The sequence below is a fragment of the Rhizobium sp. 10PS4 genome, assembly GCF_032464805.1.
GTDB classification, from domain to species: Bacteria; Pseudomonadota; Alphaproteobacteria; order Rhizobiales; family Rhizobiaceae; genus Rhizobium; species Rhizobium laguerreae.
Window position 1 is genome coordinate 582,852 of the sequence record NZ_JAWDIW010000001.1, and the last position, 25,933, is coordinate 608,784.

The window sequence follows — 25,933 nt, forward strand, 5'->3', positions numbered from 1 at the left end:
GCCGGCATGACCGATATCCTTCCTATTGCCGGCAGGCCGCTATTGCAGGTGAAAAATCTGACGGTCGAGTTCCCTCTGCGCACCGGCGACTTTCGCGCCGTTAGCGATCTGTCTTTCTCGATCGAGCCGGGCAAGACCCTCTGTGTCGTCGGCGAAAGCGGATCCGGCAAGTCGGTGACGGCGCGTTCGATCCTGCAGATCGTCGATGCACCCGGCCGCATATCCGGCGGATCGATCACACTGAACGATCAGAACGGCGGGTCGATCGATCTGACCAGCCTCAATCCGCGCGGGCGTCAGATCCGAGCGATCCGCGGCCGCGACATCGCCATGATCTTCCAGGAGCCGATGTCGTCGCTCTCACCGATCCACACGGTCGGCAACCAGATCGTCGAGGCGCTTCGCCTTCACACCCGGATGAGTAAGGCAGAGGCGCGCGCGGAAGCCATATCGCTGCTCAGCCAGGTCGAGATTCCCTCGCCGGAAAAAGCGCTGGACCGATATGCCTTTCAATATTCCGGCGGGATGCGCCAGCGCGCGATGATTGCCATGGCGCTCGCCTGCAAACCGCAGCTGCTGATCGCCGACGAGCCGACCACGGCCCTCGACGTGACGACGCAGGCCGAAATTCTCGACCTGATCGCCCGGCTGCAGAAGGCCAAGGGCATGGCCGTTCTCTTCATCACGCATGACATGGGTGTTGTGGCGCAGATCGCCGACGATGTGCTGGTCATGCACAACGGCGTCGCCAAGGAATATGCGCCGGTCGAGCAGATCTTTCATGCGCCGAAAGACGACTATACCCGCATGCTGATCGGCTCGGTGCTGAAGCTGGAAGCGAAGGCCGAAATCCGGCTGGCGCGCCCGCCGCTCGACACGACGGCGCCACCGATCCTCGAACTTCGCAATGTATCAATGGATTTCGGCGAGGTGAAAGCGCTGGACGATGTTTCCATTTCGCTTCTGCCGGGCGAGACTCTCGGCATCGTCGGCGAGAGCGGATCCGGCAAGACGACGATGGGCCGCTCGATCATGCGGCTGATCGATCCGACTGCAGGCGAAATCCTCTATCGCCGCGCCGACGGCGACATCATCGATCTGGCAACGGCAAAAGGTCAGACGCTTGCCGCAGCAAGGCGGGAATTGCGGATGGTTTTCCAGGATCCTTTCGGCTCCCTCAACCCACGCATGACCGTCTCCCAGATCATTGGCGAGCCGTTGCTCGTCAATGGCGTCGCAAAGGGGCGGGCGCTGGAGGAGCGCGTTTGCCATCTGATGGAGCAGGTTGGCCTCGACCCGAGGGCGCGCGAGCGCTACCCGCACGCATTCTCCGGCGGTCAGCGTCAGCGCATCGGCATTGCTCGCGCCATCACCCTCAATCCGCGCGTCATCGTTGCCGACGAGGCAACCTCGGCGCTCGACGTCTCGGTGCGCTCGCAGGTGCTCGATCTGTTGATGCGCCTGCAGGACGAACTCGGTCTCGCCTATATCTTCATCAGTCATGATATCGGCGTTATCCGCTACATGTGTGACCGTGTCGGCGTCATGTACAAAGGCCAGCTCGTCGAAATCGGTGACGCCGAGAAGGTCTGCCGCACACCCGAGCATGCCTATACGCAGGCGCTCATATCAGCGATCCCGCGCCCCGATCCGCGTGATCGCGATCAATCGCGGCGTTTCCGATACGTCGCGCCAGATAATCTGAAGCCAGGCATTCTGAAGAATGGAACTTTTCAGAGATGAAAATCACCGGGATCCGCACTTTTCTCATGCATGTCGGTCAGCCCGATCCCGCGAACTGGGCTTCCGACCAACGGTCCAGTAGTGGCGCCTCGAAACAGTTCGGCGGCACCAGGAACTGGCTCTTTCTGAAGATCGATACCGATGAGGGCATCACCGGCATCGGTGAATGCTCCGGCTGGCCGCGCGTTGTCGAGACGGCGATCCATGATCTCGCCCCACTCCTCATTGGCGAAGATCCGGCCCATACCGAGCGGCTGTGGCAGAAGATGCATATCGCCATGATGGGCCATGGCATGCTCGGGACGGTCGGCGGCGGTGCGATGACCGGGATCGACATGGCGCTATGGGACATCAAGGGCAAGGCGCTCGGCGTGCCTGTCTGGATGCTGCTCGGCGGCAAGGTGCGCGACCGGATCCCGATCTATTCGCATGCGAATACACCCGAGCGCGCGCTTGCCCTCAAGGAGCGCGGCATAAAGGCGATCAAGTGCGGCGGCGTCGCCGATCCGGTCCGCAAGGTTGCTGCGCTGCGTGAGGCCGTCGGCGACGACATGGACATCGCCATCGATCTGCATGGGCCGCCGTGGCTGACGCCTGCGGATGCCTGCCGGCTGGTGCGGGCGCTCGAACCCTATGAATTGATGTGGGTGGAAGATCCGATCGCGCCGGAGAATGTCGACGGCTACCGGCGCATCCGCGACGCAGCGCATGTGCCGCTTGCCGCCGGCGAGCGCTTTGCGACCATCTTCGGCGAGCGGGAGCTCATCGAGAAGGAACTGGTCGACGTGATCCAGCCGGATACCGGGAGGGCCGGCGGCATTACTCAGATGAAGAAGATCGCAGCCATGGCCGAAGCGCATCATATTCAGATGGCGCCGCATTCGGGCTCGCTCGGGCCGGTGGCGGAATATGCGGCCCTGCAACTGCTTGCGGCGATCCCCAACGCCCTCATCCTCGAACGCCTCGACGACGACTGGGACGGCCGCCGCCAGACGATCGTGCCGCACCCGCAACAGGTCGACGGTTTGATCGCCATTCCCGATGGCCCGGGACTTGGCTGCGATATCGACGAGGCCTTCGTGGCGCGATTCCCCAGCGACGGCAATGTCTCGGTGCCGCAAAGCGCCGGCGCCTACAATCCCGGAACCGACAATGAGCATGTCTACGTCCAGACGCGCCAGTCGCGCCGCACCTATTTCAATCGCTAGAAGGACAGAAAGATGAAGATCGACCGCATGCGGGTTTTCATGACCCGCGACAAGGACCGCCCCCGCGTGATCGTCGCGCTCGACACCGATGACGGGCTGATGGGCTGGGGCGAATGCTACAATCACGGCCCCGATAAGGCGCTGCCGCCCCTCTTGGATTATCTGTACGAATTTCTCTCCGGCCAGGATCCGACACGCGTCGACTATCTCGTCAATCTGCTGATCCAGCAAAGCCGGTTTCCGCCGGGAGCGCTTGGTCTTGCCGCGATCTCCGCGCTCGATCACTGCCTGTGGGACCTTGCTGCCAAGGCGGCGAATGTCCCGGTCTACAAGCTGCTGGGTGGCGAAGTGCGCGACCGCATCAAGGTCTATGCCGGTGTCTACACCGCACCGGATGCGCCGGCGGCCCGCGACGAGTTCGATCGTCTCAAGGAGGGGTGGGGTTTTACCGCCTTCAAGCTCAGCCCCTGGCGCATCGACATGCACTCTAACCGCTGGGGTAATGTCGTCAAAGCCTCGGCGGATTATTTCCGCTCGCTTCGCGAAACAGTCAATGACGAATACGAAATTGCCTTCGATGCCCATGCGAAGATTTTCGAGCCGATCGCGGCTCGCCAGCTCGGCAATGCGCTGGCGCCTTATGATCCGCTGTTTTTCGAGGAGCCGCTGCGTCCCGAAAATATCGAGGCCTGGGGCGACCTGAAACAGGGCCTCAACTGCACGCTTGCGACCGGCGAGTCGCTCTACAACAGAAACGAGTTCCTGCGGCTGCTGCAGGTCAAGGGCGCCGATCTCATCCAGCCCGACATCTGCGTCGTCGGCGGCATCAGCGAAATGCGCCGCATCGCCACTCTCGCCGAAGCCTTCTTCGTCGGCGTGGCGCCGCACAACCCGATGGGTCCGCTTGCGACGGCGGTCAACGTTCATTTTTCGGCGGCGGCACAGAATTTCCGCATCCTCGAATACCGGCTGCCGAAGGGACAGGCCTACGTTTATGGCGGCCTCGATATCGAGAAGCGGGAGGGGGAAACCCGTTACGTCGTCGATCCCTATCTGCCGAAGGACGGCTATCTGGAGCTGCGTCCCGACCGGCCGGGCTGGGGCGTCGAAATGGACGAGAAGGCGATGGAAGAGGAAGGTTACATCCATTGGCAGCGGCGCGTGCCGAAGCGGCCCGACGGCTCCTACGCCTTCGCCTGAAGGCATCGCCCGCTTAAAACAGGAGCTGGCCGCTCGGATGGCGCGGCCAGCTCCCGCAGGGCGACGCTTCTAGAGCATGATGCCGAAAAGTGTGAGCGGTTTTCGGGCGACATCATGCTCTAACTACTTAATTTAGAACAGGATTCAGATTTTAGGCCGCCGGCCTAAAATCATTCTGTTCTAGGCATCTTTCGGCAGCACTGAGCGAACCCTTGCGATGAAGATATGGAAGTCCTGCATGAAGGTGCGAAGGAAATCGGCGGTTTTGTCGTTCGTGACCTCGCCGTCATCGGTGATCAGCCCCGGTGTGAACTGAATGTAAGCTTCCGGGGCATTCATCTGGGGAGAGTTGCAGAAACTGAGCACACTGCGCAAATTCTGCTGGGCGACTGCTGTGCCTATCGCGCCCGGCGACGTGCCGATCACCGCTGACGGCTTGCGTGTGAACGAGTTGGTGCCGTAGGGGCGGCTCGCCCAGTCGATTGCATTTTTCAGCCCGCCGGGTATGGATCGATTGTATTCCGGCGTGACGAACAGCACGGCGTCGACGGCCGCTATTGCCGCCTTGAATGCCTTGCCAGCCGGAGGGTAGTCGGCGTCATAGTCGTAGCTGTAGAGCGGCAGGTCCTTGAAGGATATCTCCGACATTTCAAGTTCCGGCGGCGCGAGCCGAACCAACGCTTTCGCGAGCTTGCGGTTGATCGAGCCCTTTGCGAGGCTGCCGATGAGATAGCCTACTTTATGCGTGGTCATGGCGGTCTCCAATATCTCGCATGATAAAGGATCTATCATACGCAAAAATCAAAGAAGGGTCTCTTGTCCTTCGATCGCAGGCAACTAATCGCCGACGAACGTGACCGTCTCGTCGAGCGGGGCGCGGCCTGTGCGGGTGTAACTGACCGTGGGATCCTCGTACCCGATCGACATGCCGCAGAAGAGGATGAGCTCGTCCGGGGGTGACAGGACTTCTGCGACCGTCTCGCGAACCTGCGACCACGCCATCTGCGGGCAACTGTGCAGACCTTCGGCGCGGAGCAGCAGCATGACGGTCTGCAGATACATGCCGACATCGGCCCATTGGGCTAGGCCCAAGTCACGGTCGATGTAGCAGAACAGGGCGGCGGGCGCGCCGAAACAGTTCCAGTTGGCGATCGCCGCCCGCTGGCGCGCCTCCCAGTCCTCGCGCGCAATGCCGAGCGCGCTGTAGCGCTCCTTGCCGAAGGCGGATCGGCGCTCCCCGTAGGGGGACTTCAGCACGGCCGGGTACATCTCGTACTGCCGCTTGTCCCACGCGTCGCCGTGGGCCACGCGCTCGACGGCGGACGTCTTGAGCTCAGCCAGCGGTGCGCCGGTCATCACATAGGTGTTCCACGGCTGGATGTTCGATCCTGACGGCGACCAAGCTGCGGCGGACAGCACTCGCTCAAGCACCTCCCTCTTCACAGGCTCGCCTTTGAATCCGCGCACCGCCCGTCGGCTTGTGACTGCCTCATATACGTCCATGATCGCCTCCATGCCGCCGGTCGTTCGGTACGTCCATAGTCATGGTCGTCTCCTCCTGACTATTCCCGTTCCTGATGTGGTTCATTATCTCCATTCGCAATGGAGGCGTAATCACACCGTCGTCTAGGAGGCGTATATCAAACGTACATCAGGGATCGAGGCATTCGAGGGGCATGTGGGCGAAGCATCGCTGGACCCCCGTGATTGCATCCAGGCCTTGGAATTTCGCCCATTGATCGGCAGTCATCTTCCTCGACACCGTGGTCTTCGCCTTTGCATTGCTCTTCGTTGCCGCGGCGCCGATCCTGAGGTGACTACAAAATCATCCTCAGCGGAATTGGGCGCCAATCATAAGCCGCAAGAGCAACGCTTCGCCTTTGTCAGGCGCCCACGGCTCGCGCACGTGCTATTTCGGTGTGAGGGTACCATCCGAAGATGTCGGCGAGCGTGTCGAGCATCGCTCTGGCCGCGTCGGATTGAAGTGAATAGTAGATCGTCTGGGCAGCCCGTCGCGTTTGCACGAGGTCCTGTTCTCGAAGAATTGCCAAATGCTGGGAAGTCGAGGATTGGCTCAATCCCACCTCGTCAGCCAGGACGGACACGGACATTTCTCCTTCGGCCAACAGATGCAGAATGTGAAGCCGTTTGGCATTCCCCATGGCCGACAGGAAATTTGCTTCGTTGTCGAAGGCGTTGGTTTCAGGGGGAGGCGCAGCTGACGATTGATTGTTCAAGGCGAGATCTCCTTTGGGGAACCAAAGCCGGGCACCAGGTCATATCCCCGAGCTTTAATTTAGAGATAACGCATGGGTGCGGGGCCGAAACCCATTTTCGGCGCCGTACCGTCTTTTCCGGCGCGAATCGGATACGGCGCGCATCAAATGGACAGCGGCGGCAGATCCTCTTCGAGGCCGGCATCCTTCGCCTACTAGCGCGGGCCGACCTGGCGCATTTGTGCGGGCAGTGTTTCCCAGGCCCGGATCAGTTCGCCGATGGAGGCCGCCTCCATCTTGTGCATGACATTGCTGCGATGCAGCTTGACCGTCACTTCGCTGATGCCGAGGTCGAAGGCGATCTGCTTGTTGAGGCGGCCGCGCGCCACTTCATGCAGGACCTCGCGCTCGCGCTGCGTCAGTGTCTCCAGGCGTTTGATATTGCGCTTGGTGATCGCCGCTTCGGCTCGTCGCTCGGCATCCATCGCAATGCCGGCAGTCACGGCGTCGAGCAACGTCTGGTCTCGCACCGGCTTGGTGAGAAAATCCACGGCGCCGGCCTTCATCGCCTGGACGGTCATCGGGATGTCGCCATGCCCGGTCAGGAAGATGATCGGCTTGGAAATGCCGTTTTCGGCCAGATGGCTCTGCAGGTGAAGGCCGCTTGCGCCTGGCATGCGCACGTCGAGGATCAGGCAGCCGGGGCAGTCCAATATATCGGCGTCAAGCAATTCTCGGGTCGAAGCAAAACTGGTCGACTGGAAACCCGCCGACAGGATCAGCTCCGACAGCGCTTCGCGAACCGATGCGTCGTCATCGACGATAATGACAAGCGGCTGGTTCTCTTCATAACTGTACTGCAATGATAGCGGCGCCGATCTCCGCAGCAACGGCTGGTCAACTCTCATGTCACCCTCCATCTGTCGATTTACGCAAAGCGTTGGCAATGGCCGCCAGCAGGGCCTGGGCATCGAAGGGCTTGCGGAAAAATCCGCTCGCGCCTTGAGCGCGTCCCTGATCCGCTATTTCGTGGCGGCCCGTGATCATGAATACCGGCAGCTCCGGACGCGACTTCCTCACGAGGTCACGAAGTTCGAAGCCGTCGATGCCAGGCATTCCGATATCGGTGATGAGCAGGTCGAGGTCCGACAGCCCGTTGACGAGCAGCGAGCCCGCCGATGAGAAGCTGCGGGCCACATAGCCCGCCGATTCCAAAAGGTCGCCCATCGATTCAAGCAATCTTGGATCGTCATCGACAATTGCCACGACATGTCTTGTCTTGTTCATGTTCAATTCCCTCCCACTCTGCGCGAGTGGGTTATCGGTATTTCCAATCTCTCCGCGATCCGCACCAGATCGGCGAGTGATGCCGCGGCCATTTTCTGCATCACGTTTCTTCTGTGGATCTGCAGCGTGACTTCGCTGATCCCCAGTTCGGCTGCGGCCTGCTTGTTGAGAAGGCCGCTGACGACGAGCGGCAGCACCTCGCGCTCGCGCGGCGTCAGGTCGAGATATTGTTGTCTGAGCATGTCGATCTCGGCGCGCTCGGCTCTCTTTTCCCGATCCTGAGCAATCGCCGCGTGGATTGCCGCCATCAGATCCGCATCGCTGAACGGCTTGGTCAGGAAGTCCACCGCGCCATGCTTGATCGCACGCACGGAGGAGGGAATGTCGCCGTGTCCCGTAATGAAGACGATCGGCGGATGATCCCTGTCGGCGATCTGTCTCTGCAGATCGAGACCGTTGATGTCAGGCAGCTCGATATCCAGTACGAGGCAGGCGGGCACATCCGGCTTGTCCGCTCTCACGTAGTCGCAGGCCGATTCGAAGGCGATGGCGTGCATGCCGTGCGAGTCCAGCAGCTCGACGAGCGCTTCCCGGATACGTTCATCGTCGTCGACGATGAAGACGATATGGTCGTCGGCCGTCATGGCGCCGCCTTCGTTTCAATAGGCAATGTGAAGATCAACGTCGCTCCGCACGGATTGTTCTTCTCGGCCCACAATCGTCCGCCGTGCAGTTCGACGATCGAGCGGCAGATGGCCAGCCCCATGCCCATGCCGTTTTCCTTCGTCGTGAAGAACGGCTCGAACATCTTTTCGGGAAATTCGATGCCCTGGCCGCGATCGCTGATCTCGGTCTGGAGGATATTCCCGATCTGGCGCACGCGGATTTCAATGACCCTGTCGCCTGTCGTGGCGTCCATTGCCTCGATGCCGTTGCGGATGAGATTGATGAGAACCTGCTGGATCTGGACGCGGTCGATTGCGATGAGCGGAAGGGTGGCGTCGACCTCCACCTCCATCCGAACGTGACGACGCCAGGCCTCGTCGGCCATGAGGTTGCGCGCTTCGTTGACGATACCGGAGAGCGTCGATGGGGTCCTCCTGTCTACGGATTGCTTGAACAGAGCGCGAATGCGGCTGACGACATCCGCCGCCGAGTTGGCATCCCGGATGATGCGCTCGACCGTCCTCTGTGCCCGCTCCATATTCGGCGGCTCGGCCATGAGCCAGCGCTGGCAAGCGTGTGAGTTGGCCACGACGGCCGCGAGCGGCTGGTTCACCTCGTGCGCAATGGAGGCTGAAAGTTCGGCCAGGCTCGCCACTTGGCTCGCCCGTGCAAGACCCTCTCGCGCTCGACGCAGATCTTCCTCCGTGTGAACCTCACCGTCGATATCAAGGCAGATGACATTCCACTGGACGATGACGCCTTCGGCATTGCGCATCGGTGCCGCACGCGTCTCGACCCAGCGATATTCACCATCATGGCGCCGCAGACGGTGCCTACGCGCATAGGGCTCGCCAGTGGACAATGAATGGGCATAGTTTTCCTTGACACCTGCCAAATCGTCGGGATGAACACCGGCATCGAGTGTGCCGTCCAGCCGGGTTTTGTCCGTTCCATCCAGCTCTTCGAGATTATAACCGAGGAAATCGCGCAGTTGCTGGCTGCGATAGATCGGTTCTCCATCAGGTGCTGCGCAATCGATCATTGCCGGCAGCGTTTCAACGAGCTGCCAAAGCGAACGCTCTCTCTCCCGCAGTGCCTCCTCGACGCGCAGTTGATCGTCGATGTCATGCGACAGACCATACCATTGGACGATCCGGCCGCTCTGATCCCGCAGCGGCTCCGCGCTGCCTTTCACCCAGCGGTAGACGCCATCGGCACGCCGCAGGCGATACTGGCTGGAGAAGCGCTCCCCGGTGGCGAAGGAATGGTTGAGCGCTTGCTCGAGGCCGGCGGCATCGTCGGGATGGACGGCGGCCTCGATGAGCGCCGCCAGCCGGCTGACGCCCGGCTTTTCCATATCGGCGATATCGAAACCGAGAAAATCGATCAGGCGTTGGTTGAAGAAGGTCGGAGAGCCTTCCGGATTGAGCCGCCAGAGCAGGCTCGGAACCATGTCCACGAGTTGGGAAAGCTCCCGCTCCCGGTCGCGCAGCGCTTCCTGCGCGCGCATCTCATCGTCGATGTCGACGGAGATGACATACCATTGCATGATCGCGCCGCTTTGATCGCGTAGCGGCTCGGCTCGGCCATCGACCCAGCGATAGGCTCCGTCGAAACGGCGCATGCGATATTTTATCGAGAAGGGATCGCCGCTGGCGAGGGAATGATGAACCGTCTCGAGCAACCTTGATGCGTCATCGGGATGGACGAGGGTGTGAATGACCGACGAGAGGCGGCTCATGCCTGGCTTGTCCATATGGCCAACATCGAGACCGAAAAAGTCGATCAGGCGCTTGTTGAAGAAGACCGGCTCGCCTTCCGGCGTCAGGCGCCTGATCTGCACCGGGACCATGTCCACGAGCTGCGAGAGCTCGCGCTCTCGGTCGCGCAACGCCTGCAGCGCACGCACCTCCTCGTCGATGTCGAGGGAGACGCCGTACCATTGCACGACCGTTCCGTGGTCGTCACGCCGAGGCTCCACTCTGCATTCCGCCCAGCGATAGACGCCGTCCTTTTCAAGCCAGCGGAACCGCATGGTGGTGCCGCCGCCGGTTTCGAAACAGGTGTGCAGCGTGCGCTGCACTTCGGACGCATCCTCGGGATGGACCAGCTGCTGCAGGAGTTCATCGATACGCGCTTCGGCCTGCGCGTCAAAATTGGCGATGACGGCGTGGAAATGATCCTGGTAGCGTTTGTTGAAGTAGATCGATCCGCCTGTTGGTTCCACGCTCCATATGCGGACCGGCACGGCATCGATCATCTGTTGAAGCTGCCGTTCGCTCCGGCGCACGGTCTCTTCGGCATGCACCTGATCGTCGATATCGTGACAAAGCCCGTACCACTGGACGATGTTGCCGGCCTGATCGCGCATCGGCTCGGCGCGGCTCGACATCCAGCGATAGAGACCGTCGGCGCGCCGCAGCCGATACCGCATGACGAAGCTCTCCCCGGTTGCAAGGCAATGGCGAAGGGCGTCCCTGAACCCGGCTGCGTCATCGGGATGAACGATGGCCTGCAGGACCGCCTCCAGCCGGCTGATGCCTGGCCTGTCCGAGTCCGCCACGTCGAGACCGAGGAAATCGACCATCCGCCTGTTGAAAAAGGTCGGCTCGCCGTCGGGCGTCAGACGCCAGACATGACTCGGCACCATGTCCACGAGCTGAGAGAGTTCCCGCTCCCGGTCGCGCAACGTCTCCACGCTTTGGCGCAATGTCAGCACCGCCAGCTGGTGCTGCCGGGATATGGCGGCAACGATAAGCGCCGAAAATGCCGAAATGGCCAAAAACAGCTGCAGCATGATCTGCTTGTGTTTTTGGGACTCGGCGTCGCCGACAAATTGGCTGGCGCCGGTTACCGTAAATACCGCCGTGATTAGAGCGAGCAGGGCGAGCGATACGGCTGCACCCTTGAACTCGAAACGGACCGCCGCCCAAAGAAGAGGCGGCATGATGATATAGGCGAAGGGAAGATAGCCGCTGAGCGAAAGAGCCGCGACACCGAGAAAGATCAGCCCCAGGACGCAGGCTTCCACCCATTGCGCGGTCGAGAACTGCGTCTTGCCGCGCCAGCTGTGAAAGAGCACCAGCGCCAGCGGCGCTACGATCAGAACCCCGGTTGCGTCTCCGATCCACCATAGCGGCCAGGCCGTCGCGAAGGATTGCGATTGGATCGCGAACCAGGCGAGCGTCGCACTTCCCACGGTCGCGCTCACGATCGGTGCAATTCCGGCAGCCAGGACGACGAATGTGAGAACCTCCTGCAGGGTCTCCATCCGAACCGGATGCTTCAGGGCCCGGTTCACCAGCCATGCTGCGACCATTGCTCCAAGAGCGTTGCCGACATAGATCAGGAAGGCCGCCGGCACGGGGCTGTAGAACCACAGGAAATTGCTGAACATTTCTGCCAGGCAGCCAGCCACGATCCACCATGGCCAGCTGCGCCTGGAGGCGGGGATGAGCGTAGCCACGAAAAGCCCGCCCGGAGGCCAGATGGAAATACCTGTTCCCGGCACGATTGCCAGCGACTGTGCGAAGCCGCAGGCGAGTACATAGGCGAGGAAGAAAAGCCCCAGATGCAGGAACTGGGGACGGTGCGACCAGACGCTCAGCATCAACTGCCCCTGCCGGACAGAGAGAACCGGGGGATCGTCGGCATTTCCTGAAGCGGTCGTTCTCGATTTCGGGGCGGGAGCGCTCATCTTCAAACCGTAATCCCGCGACACCACAACCGCAACTCATGGAAACCCATGCATTGCGCGGGAATGTAGCCGGAATTTTCGGGGGCGAACGCGCAATCCGAAGGCTCTTCCCTCCTTCCGATGGCACAGACTATACCTTGGGCTGCCTCCGCTATGCCACAGGTCTAAGGCGCCGGACCTCAAGCACGATGGAAGGCGCGCGGCTTTCCGGCCATTGTCGAGCCGCGCGAGGCATTGCAAACGAGATGCAACAGAGGATGCCGACATGAAAATCATGGTGGTGGGAGCAAGCGGTCTCATCGGAACCCGGCTCAGCGAGAAGCTGCGCCGCTCGGGCCATGACGTCACGGCCGCATCATTGTCGCTGGGCGTCGATACGGTGACCGGCAAGGGTCTCGAAGCGGCAATGGCGGGAACCGAAATCGTCGTTGACGTAACCAATGCCGCATCGTTCGGTGACAGTTCGGCGTTCGATTTCTTCAAGGCGTCGACGAAGAACTTGCTCGCAGCTGCGGGGCAAGCCGGCATCCGGCACTATCTCGCACTCTCCGTCGTTGGCACGCCGCGCCTCGTGGAGAGCGACTATTTTCGCGCGAAAATGGTGCAGGAAAATCTGATCGGCGCTTCAGGTCGACCTCATACGATCCTCCGTTCCACGCAATTTTACGAGTTCATAAACGGATTGATCGACATCGGCGCTGAAGGCAATGTCTTTCGATTGCCATCGGCCTTCATGAGGCCGGTCGCAGCCGGGGACGTCGCCGCATTCCTGGCGGAGTTGGCCGCCGGCGCTCCCTCGGGCGATGTCGTCGAAATCGGCGGCCCGGAGCAGTTCGGCATCGATGAAATCGCCCGGATCTATCTCGCCGCGAACGAAGACGAACGCCAGGTGATAACCGATCAATCCACGTCGTATTTCGGCGTCGAACTGACCATCGACGCACTGATTCCCGGCGCCGGTGCGCGCATGGCGAGCCAGACGCTTTCCGACTGGCTCTACCAGTCGATGGCCGCTTAGCAACCGGCTTCTGCAGCAAGCATTGGGCTTGAAATTTTACAATGCAGGTAATACTCTTCAATAGGAAAGTATTACAAAGGCGCCCAATATGGCCACGACAGTTACCGCAAAAGGGCAGGTGACCATTCCAAAGCGGGTCCGGGATTTGCTTGGCATCGTTCCTGGCAGCCAGGTCGATTTTCATCGCGCTGCCGACGGCAGTGTGGTTCTGATGCGCGCCGACAGGAAGCGGCCGGCTAGTCGCTTCGAGAAGCTGCGCGGCCATGCCGGCAAGGGCCTCGATACCGACGCCATCATGGCTTTGACGCGTGGCGAAACGTGACGCTCGTCGACACCAATGTTCTTCTGGACCTGGTGACCGATGACCCGAAATGGTCGAGTTGGTCCATAGCCCAACTCGAGACGGCGAGCGTCGAAGGTTCCCTGCTGATCAATGATGTCATCTATGCCGAACTTGCGGTTCGATACGACAGGATCGAAGCTCTCGAGACTTTTCTGGAAGAGGCCGGCCTCGAGATGAGACCAATGCCGAAGGCCGCCCTGTTTCTTGCGGGCAAGGTCTTCACGGAGTATCGCAAGGCAGGCGGGTCACGCACTGGCGTGCTTCCCGATTTCTTCATCGGCGCTCACGCAGCCGTAGAACAACTGCCGCTTTTGACTCGTGATGTCGGCCGCTATCGCACCTATTTTCCGTCATTAAAATTGATAGCGCCTGTTTCCTAAGCTCATTGATGCTCATTGATACGGCGTGTGTCGAAGCATTCAAGAAACCTTCATGAAGCTCAGGGTTGAGATGGCCGTGCCCAGCTCCAAACTCCGTCGGCGGTAGTCGAACGCGAGGGGAGGGGCGCATGAGCAACGCGCATATCGATCGGACGGGACAAATCGGCCTTCGGCTTCGTTCTAGTCGTTCGACGTGACCGACGCAGCGGCAAGACGGAAGGCATGAGCATATTCGAACCCGACATGGTTCCGACGGGCTTCTGGTGATCAACGGCAACAACTACCTGAAGGACGATGGGAAATAGGCAGACAGCGTCCAACCTATTGATGAATTTGGATTTCTACGGCGAATTCATTGACCTCTCGGTCGGCTTGAAAGCCACCCGGCCTATCAGTCATTTCGAGCCAATGGCATTGCTCATGCCGCCTGAAATCTGCCTAGCGTCGCCAGCCGTCTCGGCGGGCTGCAACGGGCGGTTTGGTTAAGCATTTGTAAATTGGTAACGAATCGAGGCATATAGTAACTGCGCAACTGAAGCGCTTTCGTTCAAAATTGCGCAGTTACTTGGGAAAAAGATCATGCAGCCGAGCCTTGCTCTTCAGGACGATCAAGAGCATCTCCCGTCGCTTCTGGCAACAGATGCGAAGGAGTTATCCTATCAACTTCAGCAGCATCAGGCAAAAATCTTTCCCCCGCTCTCGCAAAAGACCATCAGAACATTTTCGCCGGCGGAAGCTGCGGCCTTCATCGGTATCGGCGAAGGTTATCTCCGCCAGGTGGCCGCCGACGGCCATGGGCCTGATCCGCTCGCAAACGGACGGCGGCTTTACAGTGCAACCGATATGGACCGGATTCGCCGGGTCCTCGACGAGCGAAACGGAACGCCGAAATATGTGCCGGCCCGCAGGCCGGGGGAAAAGCTCCAGATCGTCTCCGTCATGAATTTCAAGGGCGGCTCGGGCAAGACCACCACCGCGGCCCATCTGGCGCAGTTCATGGCGCTCAGGGGCTACCGCGTGCTCGCCGTCGACCTTGATCCGCAAGCCTCCTTGTCCGCCTTGTTCGGCCATCAGCCGGAGTTCGACGTCGGAGAGGGCGAAACGATCTACGGTGCGATCCGATATGAGGAGCCGCGCCCCATCGCCGACATCGTGCGCGCCACCTACACGCCCAATCTGCATCTCATTCCGGGCAATCTCGAGCTGATGGAATTCGAGCACGAGACGCCGAAGGCGATGGCGTCGGGTACGGCGGAGACGATGTTCTTTGCCCGCATCGGCGAGGTCCTGACGGAGATCGAAAGCCTTTACGACGTCGTGGTCATCGACTGCCCGCCGCAACTGGGGTTCCTGACGATGTCGGCGCTCTGCGCGGCAACCTCGGTTTTGATCACGGTCCACCCGCAGATGCTGGATGTGATGTCGATGTCGCAGTTTCTGACGATGACGAGTGAGCTGATGTCGGTCGTGGAAAAGGCCGGCGGGCGTACCAGCTATGACTGGATGCGCTATCTCGTGACGCGGTTCGAGCCGAACGACGGACCGCAAAGCCAGATGACCGGCTTCATGCGGGCGATCTTCGGCAATCGAATGCTCCACAACGCCATGGTGAAGTCTACGGCGGTCGCCGACGCCGGCGTCACCAAGCAGACCCTTTACGAGGTCGAGCGGTCGCAGTTTACACGCGGAACCTACGATCGGGCTCTGGAGTCCCTCAACCTCGTGAATGGCGAGATCGAGGCGCATATTCGCTCGACCTGGGGGAGGAAATAGATAGATGGCGCGCAAGAACCTCATCGAAATCTCCGCTCCGAACCCGGAAAGAATGGACGCAGTCGCACCGCGCGACAATCGCCCGATCGCCGGATTCGTGCCGCAGGAGCGCAGTGCCACGCCGGTCGGCGGCATTACCAAGACGCTCGGCAACATTACCGAGAAAATGGAGCGGGCGAGTGAGCTGGAACGGCAGCTTGCCACCGGCCAGACTATCGTCGAACTCGATCCCGGCCTGATCGACGCTTCCTTCGTCAGCGATCGATTGGCGATCGATGCGGCCGAACTCGCGCAACTTGTCGAGCAGATCCGCGAGCATGGGCAGCAGGTTCCGATCCTTGTCCGCCCGCATCCCGAAACCAGGGGACGCTATCAGGTCGCCTACGGCCATCGGCGCTTGGCTGCCACCCGAGAAATCGGCATCCGGGTGCGTGCGGTCGTCCGCGATCTCAGTGACGGTCAGCTGGTCGTCAGCCAGGGACAGGAAAACAGCGCTCGAACCAATCTCTCCTACATCGAGCGCGCGCTCTTCGCATCGCGGCTCGAGGAACGCAGCTTTGGCCGCGATGTCATCATGGCGGCTCTCGGCGTGGACAAGGCGGCGCTGTCGAGAATGCTGATCGTCATCCGGCAGGTCCCCCTTGATCTCGTCAACGCTATAGGTGCAGCGCCTGATATCGGCCGCCGGCGATGGCTGGAACTGGGTGAGCGGCTTGAGAAAGCCGACGTCGAAAAGATCATCGCCGAGTTGTCCGCGGACGACGCGCGCAAAATTTCGAGCGACGAGCGGTTTCAGCGGGCACTCGTTCTGGCAACGAAGAAGACGGCTGCGCCGAAGCCGGCGGTGGCCAAAACCCCGGTTAGTGGCGTGCCTGTCATGATCAAGAAGACAGCATCCGGTGCGACCTTCGTCTTCGACGGCAAGACCGCGCCCGGTTTCGATCAATTCGTCCAGGAAAGGCTGAAGGGCCTGTTCCAGGAGTTCAACAAGGACAGAGGAGCGTAGCGCGCAAAAGAAAAAGGCCCCCAACGACGCCGTCGTGGAAGCCCTTCTCAGATCTTAAGCACATCGAGAATCGCATTTCCACGAATCACAGTCAAGCGTCTTAGGCACCAAATTGGTGGATGGTTTTCTTTTGCCTGAACGAAGGTGAAGGCAAATGGAGAGTGGATATGTGACGACGCCCTTTGGGCGGCGGCCGATGTCGCTTGGCATGCTGGCAAGCCAGCAACTGGCCGAGACCATCGAGCCGGGGATAAAACGCAGCAAATGGAAGCTGTTCAGGGCGATCTGCGAAGCGCGGCCGGCGCTTGGCGTCACCGATCGGGCGTTGACGGTGCTCGACGCGCTTTTGACCTTCTACCCTGATGACGAGATCTCCGAGGAAAAGGGACTGATCGTCTTCCCGTCGAATGCGCAGCTTTCGTTGCGCGCTCGTGGCATGACCCCAGCCACCCTCAGGCGGCATCTTGCCGTCCTGGTCGAGGCCGGCCTGATCCTGCGCAAGGACAGCCCGAATGGAAAGCGCTATGCCCGCCGCGACAGGGCAGGGGCCATCGGTGAGGCCTTCGGCTTCAGCGTCGCACCGCTTCTGGCCCGTGCTGTCGAAATCGAAAGCCTGGCCGCTGAGGCGGTTGCCGACCGGGAGCTGTTACGGGTGACCAGGGAACGCCTGACGGTGTGCCGGCGCGATATCTCCAAGCTGATAGCGGCGGCGCTCGAAGAAGGGGTTTCCGGTGATTGGGAAGGCATTTCGACGATGTTTCGAGCGCTTCTTGCCCGAATTCCGCGCGTGGCGACCGCAGAAGACCTGACACCGCTGCTCGACGAGATGGGACTGCTGCGCGCCGAGATCATCAACCTGCTGGAAAGACGGATTAAAACGAAAAAAATAGACGCCAATGAGTCTCAAATTGAGCATCACAGACAGAATTCAAATCCCCAATCCACTTATGAACTTGAACCAAGCTTCGAAACGAAGCAGGACGAAAAGGCAGCGGCCGATAACGACCCGAACGCCGGGTCGTCGGACGAACGAAGATTGAAACCGCAAAAGCCTTCCGGCGGGATGAGCAACAGGACGGGGCGCGCGGCCGATCCCAGCGCCGGACCAGGCCTGAAGTCCTTCCCGCTCGGCCTCGTCCTCCAAGCCTGCCCGAGTATTCTCGATTACGGGCCTGGCGGAAGCATCTGCAATTGGCGAGACTTGATGTCGGCCGCCGTCGTCGTGCGGTCGATGCTCGGCGTCAGCCCCTCGGCCTATGAGGAAGCCTGCTCGGGCATGGGGCCGGAAAACGCCGCAACCGTGATCGCTTGCATCCTGGAAAGGGGAGGGCACATTAACTCGCCCGGCGGTTATCTCAGAGATCTGACCCGAAGGACCGAGAGGGGCGAATTTGCGATCGGCCCGATGCTGATGGCGCTCGTGCGGGCGAACGGGCCGACAGTGAGGCATGCCAGTTGATCGTGAGAAAGCGACTGCCTCGATATTCGTGCAGCGAGGCAGTGCGCAATCACCTCTTTACATCTAACATGTTAGTTTGCTACACCTGATCCATTCTTTGGGAGGAAGCGTATTTGACACAAAAATTCGGGCTCTCGGTCGCTCTTGCCACACCATTCGACAGCAATGGCGATATCGCGATCGAGGCGATGATCGAGCAGGCACGCCGAAGCCTCGCTGCGGGGTGCTCGAGTGTGACGCTGTTCGGGACGACGGGTGAAGGTTCTTCCATCGGCACGCAGGAACGTGAGCGTGTTTTCGCTACCTTGCTCGATAGTGGGATAGCCGCAAAGCAGATCATCGTCGGTGTACTGGTCGACGCGGCGGAGGATGCGGCGATGCAGGCAGGCCATGCGCTTTCCAAGGGAGCCCGCAATATCCTTCTTGCTCCTCCTTCCTACTTCAAGAACGTCAGTGACGATGGCGTCTTCCAGTGGTTCTCGGCTGTCTTCGCCATCCTGGGCGACAAGGCGCGAGATATTATCGTCTACAACATTCCCTCGGTCACCATGGTTCCGCTGAGCGTATCGCTGATCGGCCGACTGCGGACCGCCTTTCCCAATATCGTCACGGGCGTCAAGGATTCCTCCGGCGACTGGCCTTTTACCGAAACGCTATTGAAGGCGCATGGCGATCTCGTCATCCTGGTGGGTGACGAGCGTCACCTGGCGAAGGGCGTGCGGCTTGGCGGCCAGGGTGCGATCTCCGGCATGGCGAATTTCGTACCTCGCGAAGTCAAGCTGATGGCGGAGGAAGGCAAGGATGATTCTCGCGTCGAGGATTTCGTGGCCGAACTGCTGAAATTTCCGGTGACCGCCGCCGTGAAAGCGATGGTCGCTCACCTGACGTCGGATGAAATCTGGCTTGCGGTTCGACCACCACTCGTCTCAATATCCGGCGAAGGGCAGGCGCAACTCGCTCTTGCGTTCGACACTCTTTTCCGCTCGAAAGCGGCATAGGTCGGAGATGTTTCTGGGAGAGGCGATGGACGGAACGGACGAGCAGCCGACACTGCGGGAAAAGGCGTATGAGAGCTTCACACGCCACCTTCTTGCGCGTGACGTGCGCCCCGGCCAGTTCGTTTCGCAGCGCCGCCTCGTTGAGCTGACAGGGCTGACGCTTGGCGCCATCCGCGAACTCATCCCGAGGCTCGAAGCCGAAGGCCTGATCAAGACGGTGCCCCAGCGGGGTTTGCAGATTGCGCATATCGACCTTAACCTCATTCGCGAGGCGTTCCAGCTGCGCGTCTTCCTGGAGAAGGAAGCGGTCGCGCTTTTTACCCGCTCTGCGTCTGACGAGACGATCGCCGGGCTTTTGAAGCAGCATCGGGATATTGCGGACGCCATTCGAAATGGCGATGGATCGCACGAACTGGAAGTACACGCACAAGCTGTCGATTGGGGCATGCACGATGCTTTTATCGATGCTTTGGGAAATACCATCATCTCGAACGCCTACCGGGTGAACTCGATCAAGATGCGCCTGATCAGTCAGGACCGTTTTCGCATCGATGGTCACGTCGGACCTGTCATGGGTGAGCACCTGAAGGTGCTCGAGGCGATCGAAGGACGATCGGCGGAGGACGCCGTCAACAGCCTTGTCGCACATATCAATCATGCAAGAGATCGTGCGCTCAGGATATAATCGGAAATAAACAGCCGGGGATGAGGAGATCGCCGGCAAAAGGAGGAGGAATCACATGTCATCGTTTTTGAACCCGACGAGACGCGGCTTTCTGGCAGCTACGGCCGCTTTTGGCGCCAGCAGCATGCTCGGCGTGCGGTTGGCATCGGCTGCCGTTGATTGGAAGCGCTTTGCCGGTACGACGCTGGAAGTCAACCTGGTCAAGAGCCCGCGCAGCGAAATACTTCTGAAGTACTTGTCCGAATTCGAGGAGCTCTCCGGCATCAAGGTCAATGCCGAAGCGACGCCCGAACAACAGCAGCGTCAGAAGACGACCATCGAGCTGAGCTCCGGCAGGCCGAGCTTCGATGTCGTGCACATGAGCTACCACGTCCAGAAGCGGCAGTTCGAAAAGGGCGGCTGGCTTGCCGATATCGGCGGTTTTCTCAAGGACCCCTCTCTGACCGACCCGTCTCTGGTTGAAAGCGACTTCGCCGAAGCCGGCCTGACTTTTGCCAGAGATCCGGACGGCGTTCTGCGTTCGCTTCCATTCTCGGTCGATTACTGGATCATCTACTGGAACAAGACGCTGTTCGAGAAGAAGGGGCTCGCCTACCCGACGACGTTCGAAGAACTCGCCAGTGCTGCGGAGGCGCTCACCGATCCTTCGAGCAACACCTACGGCTTCGTCGCCCGCGGCCTGAAGAACGCCAATACGCCGGTCTGGACGTCGCTGCTGCTTGGCTATGGTTCGAGCCCGCTCGGTCCGGATGGCAAGCTGCGCACGACATCGCAAGAAGCGATCGATGCAGCCAAGCTCTATCAAAGACTGATGACCAAGACCGCCCCTCCCGGCGTTTCTGGCTTCAACTGGGCCGAGGCGCAGTCGGCCTTCCTGCAGGGCAAGATCGGCATGTGGCTGGACGGCGTCGGTTTTGCGCCGCCGATCGAGAATCCGGAAAAGTCACGCGTCGTCGGCCAGGTCGGTTACGGCATCATGCCGAAAGGTCCGAAGGCACAAGCCGCAGGCACTTTTGGCGACGGTCTTGGCGTCGTCGCGGCAAGCCAGAAGAAAGAAGCCGGGTACCTCTTCTGCCAATGGGCGATTTCGCATGAAATGGGCGCACGTCTGCTGCAGGCCGGCGCCGGCGTTCCTTTCCGCCAGTCCGTCCTCGAGGATGCGAAGGTCCGCGAAGGCGTCAAGATGCCGGGCGCCTGGCTGGATGCCGTCGTCGGTTCCGGCAAGATCTCGCAGCTCGCGCTGCCGGTCATCATTCCGGTCACCGAGTTCCGCGACGTCTATGGTGTCGGTCTCACCAACATGATCGGCGGCGCCGATCCCGAAACCGAGCTGAAGGCAGCGACGGCACAGTTCGAACCCGTCCTGGCGAAAAGCGAGGGATAATGGCCTCGACAAGCATCGAAACGGCCGCAGTGGCCAAGACGTCGAAAGGAAGGAGCAAACCGGATCGGTTTGCTCCTAACTACTGGCCTTTCGTTATCCCGGCGCTGATCGTCATTGCGGCCGTCATTGTTTTTCCATGGGTGTTTACCCTTTGGATGAGCGTCAACAGCTGGACGCTTGGCCAGTCCCAGGTCTTTGCGGGATTGGACAACTATGCGCGGCTGGTCGTGGACGCGCGCTTCTGGGATTCGCTGTGGCATACGGTGCTCTATACGACGCTTTCCGTGGTCGTCCCCCTTTTTCTAGGGACGCTCGCAGCGCTCATCTTCGACGCTCAATTTCCGTTGCGCGGTCTTATCCGCGGCATATTCGTGATGCCGATGATGGCCACGCCCGTGGCCATCGCACTCGTTTGGACGATGATGTACCATCCGCAGCTCGGCGTCCTCAACTATCTCCTCTCCTTCATCGGCATCGGCCCGCAGGAGTGGATCTATAATCAGAGCAGCGTCATCCCGTCGCTGGTACTGGTCGAGACCTGGCAGTGGACGCCGCTTATCATGCTGATCGTGCTGGGCGGTCTGGCGGCGGTTCCGCGTGAGCCCTATGAAAGTGCTGAAATCGACGGAGCCAATGTCTGGCAGAAATTCCGCTATCTGACGCTGCCGATGATCGCGCCGTTCCTGATGATTGCCGTGATCATCCGCAGTATCGATGCGGTGAAAAGTTTCGACATCATCTATGCCATGACCCAAGGCGGTCCCGGCACGGCGTCGGAGACGATCAACATCTATCTCTACAACACTGCTTTCGCCTACTACGATATCGGCTATGGCTCAGCGATGGCGGTTGTCTTCTTCATCCTCATCGTCCTGCTCTCCTTCGTCCTTATGATGCTCCGGCAGCGCGTGAACTGGTCCGACGGGGAGGCACGCTGATGAAGCGCAAGACGCTCGATCGCATCGGACTGCTGTTTGTTGCCCTGGTGATGATCTCGCCGGTCGTCCTGTTCTTCCTCTGGATGATCTCCCTGTCGCTGAAATATGAGATCGACAACGGCGCCTATCCGCCGGTCTTCATCCCGGAGCGCTTAGCCTGGTCGAATTATCTGAAGGTCTTCGAAGAGAACAACTTCTTCCTCTATCTCTGGAATTCGGTGCTGGTGACGGGGGCTGCCACGCTTCTGGCGCTGCTGATCGGCGTGCCCGCCGGATATGGCATCGCGCGGCTGAAGGCGGAGAAGTCCGCGATGGTCATCATGATCGCGCGCATGACGCCGGGCCTTTCCTTCCTGATACCGCTCTTCCTGCTATTCCAGTGGCTGAACCTGCTCGGCACGCTCCTGCCGCAGATCATCATCCATCTCGTCGTCACCGTACCGATCGTCGTGTGGATCATGATCGGTTATTTCGAGACGACGCCGATGGAGCTGGAGGAGGCTGCAAGCATCGACGGCGCAACACCGTGGCAGGTTTTCCGCTTGGTCGCCTTGCCGATCGCCAGGCCGGGCATCGTCGTCGCCTTCATCCTGTCAGTCATCTTCTCGTGGAACAACTTCGTCTTCGGCATCGTGCTCGCCAGCCGCGAGACGCGCACGCTTCCTGTCGCGGTCTATAACATGCTGTCTTTCGAACAGGTCAGTTGGGGTCCGCTCGCCGCAGCCGCATTGATCGTCACCTTGCCCGTGCTGATCTTGACGGTGTTTGCGCAACGGCAGATCGTGGCGGGTCTGACGGCCGGAGCCGTCAAGTAAGCGGGTGAGACAACGAACTTGACGACTTCTTCTGCCTTCGAAGCGCCTCCCGGCCCGGCGCGCCGCGTTCTTTGTGTCGGCGCGGCGGTGATGGATACCCTGTTTCGGGTCCGCTCTCTGCCCGCCGGCCAGGGCAAAATTCTGCCCTACGACATGCTGCAGATCGCCGAGGGCATGGCGTCGAGCGCCGCCTTTGCGGTCGCCCGGCTGGGCGGCAATGCCAGCCTCTGGGGCGCAGTCGGCAACGATGCCACCGGCGAACGCATCATTGCCGACCTCGGCAACAGCGGCATAGACACGAGCGGCATGCTGCGCGTGGACGGCGCCCGCTCGGCCGTCTCGACCATTCTCGTCGATGATCAGGGCGAGCGCCTGATTGTGCCTTTCTACGATGCGGGCCTGCACGAGACAGTCAAGCCGGTCACAATAGAGGACGTTTCTTCTTTCGATGCGGTGCTGGTCGACGTCCGGTGGCCGAAGCTTGCATTGCGGACGCTGTCTGCGGCGCGAGAGGCGGGCAAACCGGCCATTCTCGATGGCGATGTCGCAGCCGATGGCGTGATCGAGATGCTTGCACCGGCGGCCAGCCACATCGTATTCTCGCAGCCGGCCGCCGAGCGCCTTGCGGGTGCAGCCGAGCTGGTGAAGGTCGTCGGCCTTCTGAAACGAAAGTTCGAGCAAGCTTTCGTCAGCGTCACGGCGGGCGAAAATGGCTCTTTCTGGTTCGAGGACCGAACCGGCGAAATCGCCCATCTTGCCGCTCCGAAGGTGAGGGCGGTCGATACGCTCGCAGCCGGCGATATCTTTCATGGCGCTTTCGCGCTGGCTGTCGCCGAAGGCTTGCCGATCGAAGAGACGATGCGCTGGGCATCCATGGCGGCGGCGCTCAAATGCCAGGTATTCGGCGGTCGTACCGGCGCGCCCAGCAGAGTCGAGGTCTGCGATGGCCTGCGGGATTGGGACGTGCCGATGACCAAGATGAGGGATCGTTGATGGAAGCGGTCCGAAAGCCAATGGTCTAAGGCTGAAAATGATCGCAGCGACGGGGAGTGTCACCCGACAACAACAATGTTGCCCGCCAAGCCCCAGCGGTGATGGTATGTGGGTCGAAAACGGGATATCTGGCCAGGTTACGCCAAGCAATGTCAGAGCTCCGCCTGTTTCGGCGCAAAAGCCCTGCATTGGGTTGAGACGCGTAATCTTCGATCCCGTCGCGTGGGCAATCCGCCATGGGATCGAAAAGCGCACCGAGTGCAGTTGCACTTTGGCATGAAAGGACGACCAAGGGCGGTACATGGAAATCACCCGCCAATTATCCTTGCGAATATAGGACATTGTCTTTCTAGCGTCATTGCCCATGGCCGAGGGAATGGAGAGAGGCGGACAGAAACTGGAGGGCTTCGCCGCACCGACGACGGTCTTTGTGTGTTGGGCGAATAAATCGAAGAAGCGCTCTTCCCGCGGCATCAGTTTTCGGAACCAGGTGAGCATCTGCGCTCCATCGAGTGTCGCAAAACTGCCACAAAGCACGCCGCTGCCCGTGAAAGGCTGTTTCCCAAAGCAGGGCCAGCGCGCAAATCGATCGGCCACTCAAACTCATACTTCCAGCCAGCGGCCCCTTATGACCGTCGGGCTTGGTGTCATCAAATGTTCATATGAACATTTCATATTTGCAAAGTGAAACTCGCCTGTTACGATCGGCTCACGTTCGTAGCGGGAGGCTATGAACCGACAACAAGTGGGAGTGAGGATGAACAAGATCGCTTTTTTCCTGTCCGCAGGACTGACCAGCCTTTCGTTATCTGTCCCGGCCTTGGCCGCCACGAAGATCCAGTGGTGGCACGCAATGGGCGGCGAGAATGGCGCGAAGCTTGAACAGATCGCCAAGGGGTTCAACGCGTCTCAGTCCGATTATGAGATCGTGCCGGTCTACAAGGGCACCTATGACGAGACGCTGACCGGCGCGATCGCGGCGTTTCGTGCCAACCAGCAGCCGGCAATCGTCCAGGTCTATGAAGTCGGCACCGGCACCATGATGGCAGCACAGGGTGCGGTCTATCCCGTCTACCAGTTGATGAAGGACGAGGGGGAGGCCTGGGACCAGAGCAAATTCATTGCCCCGGTCGTCGGCTACTACTCGGACACCAGCGGCAACGTCTTGTCCTTGCCGTTCAATTCCTCGACGCCGATCATGTATTACAACAAGGATGTCTTCCAAAAAGCGGGGCTCGATCCGGAAACACCGCCGAAAACATGGGCGGACGTCGAGGCCTTCTCGCGGACGATCATGAAGTCCGGCGCTGCCAAATGCGGCTTTACCAGCGCCTGGATTTCCTGGATCCAGACCGAAAACCTCAATGCCTTGCACGACAAGCCATACTCCACCAAGGCCAACGGTTTTGGCGGCCTGGACGCGGAATTCACCTTCAACAACGATCTGACGATCCGCCATTGGGGCAATCTGAAGAAGTGGCAGGACGAGGGGCTCTTCAAATTCGGCGGACCTGGCGGCGGCGATAACGCTCCTCCGATGTTCTATTCGCAGGAATGTGCGATGTACATGAATTCCTCGGCCGGCCGGGCCGGTGTCATCAACAACGCGAAGGCTTTCAAGGTCGGGTTTGCGCCGCTTCCCTACTATGACGACGTCATTCCGCAGCCGCTCAATTCGATTATCGGCGGCGCCACGCTCTGGACGCTGAAAGGCCGCCCGGAAGAGGAGTACAAGGGGGTCGCGAAATTCTTCACCTACCTGCAGAAGCCGGAAGTCCAAGCCGATTGGCATCAGTTCTCGGGCTACCTGCCGATAACCGAGGCTGCGTACAAGCTGGGCCAGGACCAGGGCTATTACGAGAAGAATCCGGGAGCAGATATCGGCATCAAGCAACTGACGCGGGTGACACCCACCGACAATTCGAAGGGTATCCGGTTCGGCAACTACGTTCAGGTGCGTGGTATCATCGACGATGAGTTTGCAGCCTTGCTGGGCGGTAAGAAGACGGCGAAGGAAGCGGTTGATTCCGTGGTCGCACGAGGCAACGAACAGCTTCGCGACTTTCAGTCCGCCAACTAATGGGCTCCGCGACGGGGGCTGGTGAGAGCCGGCCCCCGTTTCCC

General features: G+C 60.2%; 23 protein-coding genes and 1 pseudogene. 16 read left to right on the plus strand and 8 right to left on the minus strand.

The window, feature by feature from the left end:
* Positions 1 to 6 precede the first annotated feature (6 nt).
* From RWJ89_RS02635 to RWJ89_RS02645, 3 genes are read left to right on the plus strand one after another with little or no spacing between them, the layout of a single operon-like run.
* Complete coding sequence (locus RWJ89_RS02635) at positions 7 to 1,743, plus strand: ABC transporter ATP-binding protein (RefSeq protein ID WP_222060703.1); 1,737 nt, start codon at positions 7 to 9, stop codon at positions 1,741 to 1,743.
* Positions 1,740 to 2,951: a mandelate racemase/muconate lactonizing enzyme family protein gene (locus RWJ89_RS02640; RefSeq protein WP_222060701.1), complete on the plus strand. Its 1,212-nt coding sequence runs from the start codon at positions 1,740 to 1,742 to the stop codon at positions 2,949 to 2,951. The genes RWJ89_RS02635 and RWJ89_RS02640 overlap by 4 nt, the downstream gene beginning before the upstream one ends.
* A 12-nt stretch (positions 2,952 to 2,963) precedes the next feature.
* Positions 2,964 to 4,151, plus strand: a complete 1,188-nt coding sequence (locus RWJ89_RS02645) for a galactarate dehydratase (protein WP_168280856.1) — start codon at positions 2,964 to 2,966, stop codon at positions 4,149 to 4,151.
* Between the two features lie 180 nt (positions 4,152 to 4,331).
* On the opposite strand, the gene RWJ89_RS02650 is transcribed toward RWJ89_RS02645, so the two are convergent.
* From RWJ89_RS02650 to RWJ89_RS02680, 7 genes are all read right to left on the minus strand, one after another.
* A complete protein-coding gene (locus RWJ89_RS02650) occupies positions 4,332 to 4,904 on the minus strand; it encodes an NADPH-dependent FMN reductase (protein ID WP_131708119.1) in 573 nt (190 codons plus the stop codon).
* Between the two features lie 84 nt (positions 4,905 to 4,988).
* Positions 4,989 to 5,654, minus strand: coding sequence for a nitroreductase (locus tag RWJ89_RS02655; RefSeq protein WP_168280854.1), 666 nt, complete (start codon positions 5,652 to 5,654; stop codon positions 4,989 to 4,991).
* A 380-nt stretch (positions 5,655 to 6,034) separates the two neighbouring features.
* Positions 6,035 to 6,388, minus strand: a complete 354-nt coding sequence (locus RWJ89_RS02660; protein WP_168280852.1) for an ArsR/SmtB family transcription factor — start codon at positions 6,386 to 6,388, stop codon at positions 6,035 to 6,037.
* Positions 6,389 to 6,582: 194 nt separating this feature from the next.
* Positions 6,583 to 7,275, minus strand: coding sequence for a response regulator transcription factor (locus tag RWJ89_RS02665; protein ID WP_168280851.1), 693 nt, complete (start codon positions 7,273 to 7,275; stop codon positions 6,583 to 6,585).
* 1 nt (position 7,276) lies between these two features.
* The gene (locus tag RWJ89_RS02670) at positions 7,277 to 7,654 is read right to left on the minus strand and encodes a response regulator (RefSeq protein ID WP_017991339.1); all 378 of its coding nucleotides are present in this window, start codon (positions 7,652 to 7,654) and stop codon (positions 7,277 to 7,279) included.
* Positions 7,655 to 7,656: 2 nt separating this feature from the next.
* Positions 7,657 to 8,298: a response regulator transcription factor gene (locus RWJ89_RS02675; RefSeq protein ID WP_168280849.1), complete on the minus strand. Its 642-nt coding sequence runs from the start codon at positions 8,296 to 8,298 to the stop codon at positions 7,657 to 7,659.
* Positions 8,295 to 11,930, minus strand: a complete 3,636-nt coding sequence (locus tag RWJ89_RS02680; protein ID WP_316030536.1) for a PAS domain-containing protein — start codon at positions 11,928 to 11,930, stop codon at positions 8,295 to 8,297. The genes RWJ89_RS02675 and RWJ89_RS02680 overlap by 4 nt, the downstream gene beginning before the upstream one ends.
* A 352-nt stretch (positions 11,931 to 12,282) precedes the next feature.
* Between RWJ89_RS02680 and RWJ89_RS02685 the strand changes: the two genes are divergently transcribed.
* The 12 genes from RWJ89_RS02685 (at position 12,283) to RWJ89_RS02740 (ending at position 23,809) form a co-directional block, all read left to right on the plus strand.
* Complete coding sequence (locus RWJ89_RS02685; protein ID WP_222060700.1) at positions 12,283 to 13,035, plus strand: SDR family oxidoreductase; 753 nt, start codon at positions 12,283 to 12,285, stop codon at positions 13,033 to 13,035.
* Positions 13,036 to 13,123: 88 nt separating this feature from the next.
* Positions 13,124 to 13,357, plus strand: coding sequence for an AbrB/MazE/SpoVT family DNA-binding domain-containing protein (locus RWJ89_RS02690; protein ID WP_020047114.1), 234 nt, complete (start codon positions 13,124 to 13,126; stop codon positions 13,355 to 13,357).
* Positions 13,354 to 13,758, plus strand: coding sequence for a type II toxin-antitoxin system VapC family toxin (locus RWJ89_RS02695; protein WP_168280837.1), 405 nt, complete (start codon positions 13,354 to 13,356; stop codon positions 13,756 to 13,758). Before RWJ89_RS02690 ends, RWJ89_RS02695 begins: the two co-directional genes overlap by 4 nt.
* Before the next feature lie 579 nt (positions 13,759 to 14,337).
* Complete coding sequence (gene repA / locus RWJ89_RS02700) at positions 14,338 to 15,531, plus strand: plasmid partitioning protein RepA (RefSeq protein WP_017991335.1); 1,194 nt, start codon at positions 14,338 to 14,340, stop codon at positions 15,529 to 15,531.
* Positions 15,532 to 15,535: 4 nt separating this feature from the next.
* Positions 15,536 to 16,537 (plus strand): plasmid partitioning protein RepB, encoded by a 1,002-nt coding sequence (gene repB, locus RWJ89_RS02705; protein WP_168337411.1) that lies wholly within the window; start codon positions 15,536 to 15,538, stop codon positions 16,535 to 16,537.
* Between the two features lie 154 nt (positions 16,538 to 16,691).
* The gene (gene repC / locus RWJ89_RS02710; protein ID WP_316030537.1) at positions 16,692 to 17,996 is read left to right on the plus strand and encodes a plasmid replication protein RepC; all 1,305 of its coding nucleotides are present in this window, start codon (positions 16,692 to 16,694) and stop codon (positions 17,994 to 17,996) included.
* Between the two features lie 113 nt (positions 17,997 to 18,109).
* On the plus strand, positions 18,110 to 18,994 hold the full coding sequence (locus tag RWJ89_RS02715) for a dihydrodipicolinate synthase family protein (RefSeq protein ID WP_316030538.1): 885 nt from the start codon (positions 18,110 to 18,112) through the stop codon (positions 18,992 to 18,994).
* A gap of 7 nt (positions 18,995 to 19,001) precedes the next feature.
* Positions 19,002 to 19,679 (plus strand): GntR family transcriptional regulator, encoded by a 678-nt coding sequence (locus tag RWJ89_RS02720; protein WP_316030539.1) that lies wholly within the window; start codon positions 19,002 to 19,004, stop codon positions 19,677 to 19,679.
* A gap of 55 nt (positions 19,680 to 19,734) precedes the next feature.
* Positions 19,735 to 21,063: an ABC transporter substrate-binding protein gene (locus RWJ89_RS02725; RefSeq protein ID WP_316030540.1), complete on the plus strand. Its 1,329-nt coding sequence runs from the start codon at positions 19,735 to 19,737 to the stop codon at positions 21,061 to 21,063.
* The gene (locus RWJ89_RS02730; RefSeq protein WP_131641232.1) at positions 21,063 to 22,001 is read left to right on the plus strand and encodes a carbohydrate ABC transporter permease; all 939 of its coding nucleotides are present in this window, start codon (positions 21,063 to 21,065) and stop codon (positions 21,999 to 22,001) included. Before RWJ89_RS02725 ends, RWJ89_RS02730 begins: the two co-directional genes overlap by 1 nt.
* Positions 22,001 to 22,816, plus strand: a complete 816-nt coding sequence (locus tag RWJ89_RS02735) for a carbohydrate ABC transporter permease (protein WP_131641231.1) — start codon at positions 22,001 to 22,003, stop codon at positions 22,814 to 22,816. Before RWJ89_RS02730 ends, RWJ89_RS02735 begins: the two co-directional genes overlap by 1 nt.
* Positions 22,817 to 22,834: 18 nt before the next feature.
* Positions 22,835 to 23,809, plus strand: a complete 975-nt coding sequence (locus RWJ89_RS02740) for a sugar kinase (protein WP_077976973.1) — start codon at positions 22,835 to 22,837, stop codon at positions 23,807 to 23,809.
* Between the two features lie 68 nt (positions 23,810 to 23,877).
* Here RWJ89_RS02740 and RWJ89_RS02745 read toward each other — a convergent pair.
* Positions 23,878 to 24,257: pseudogene (locus RWJ89_RS02745) on the minus strand (anion permease); the annotation flags it as partial.
* 309 nt (positions 24,258 to 24,566) lie between these two features.
* On the opposite strand from RWJ89_RS02745, the gene ugpB reads away from it, so the two are divergent.
* A complete protein-coding gene (ugpB, locus tag RWJ89_RS02750) occupies positions 24,567 to 25,889 on the plus strand; it encodes a sn-glycerol-3-phosphate ABC transporter substrate-binding protein UgpB (RefSeq protein ID WP_077976975.1) in 1,323 nt (440 codons plus the stop codon).
* Positions 25,890 to 25,933 lie beyond the last annotated feature (44 nt).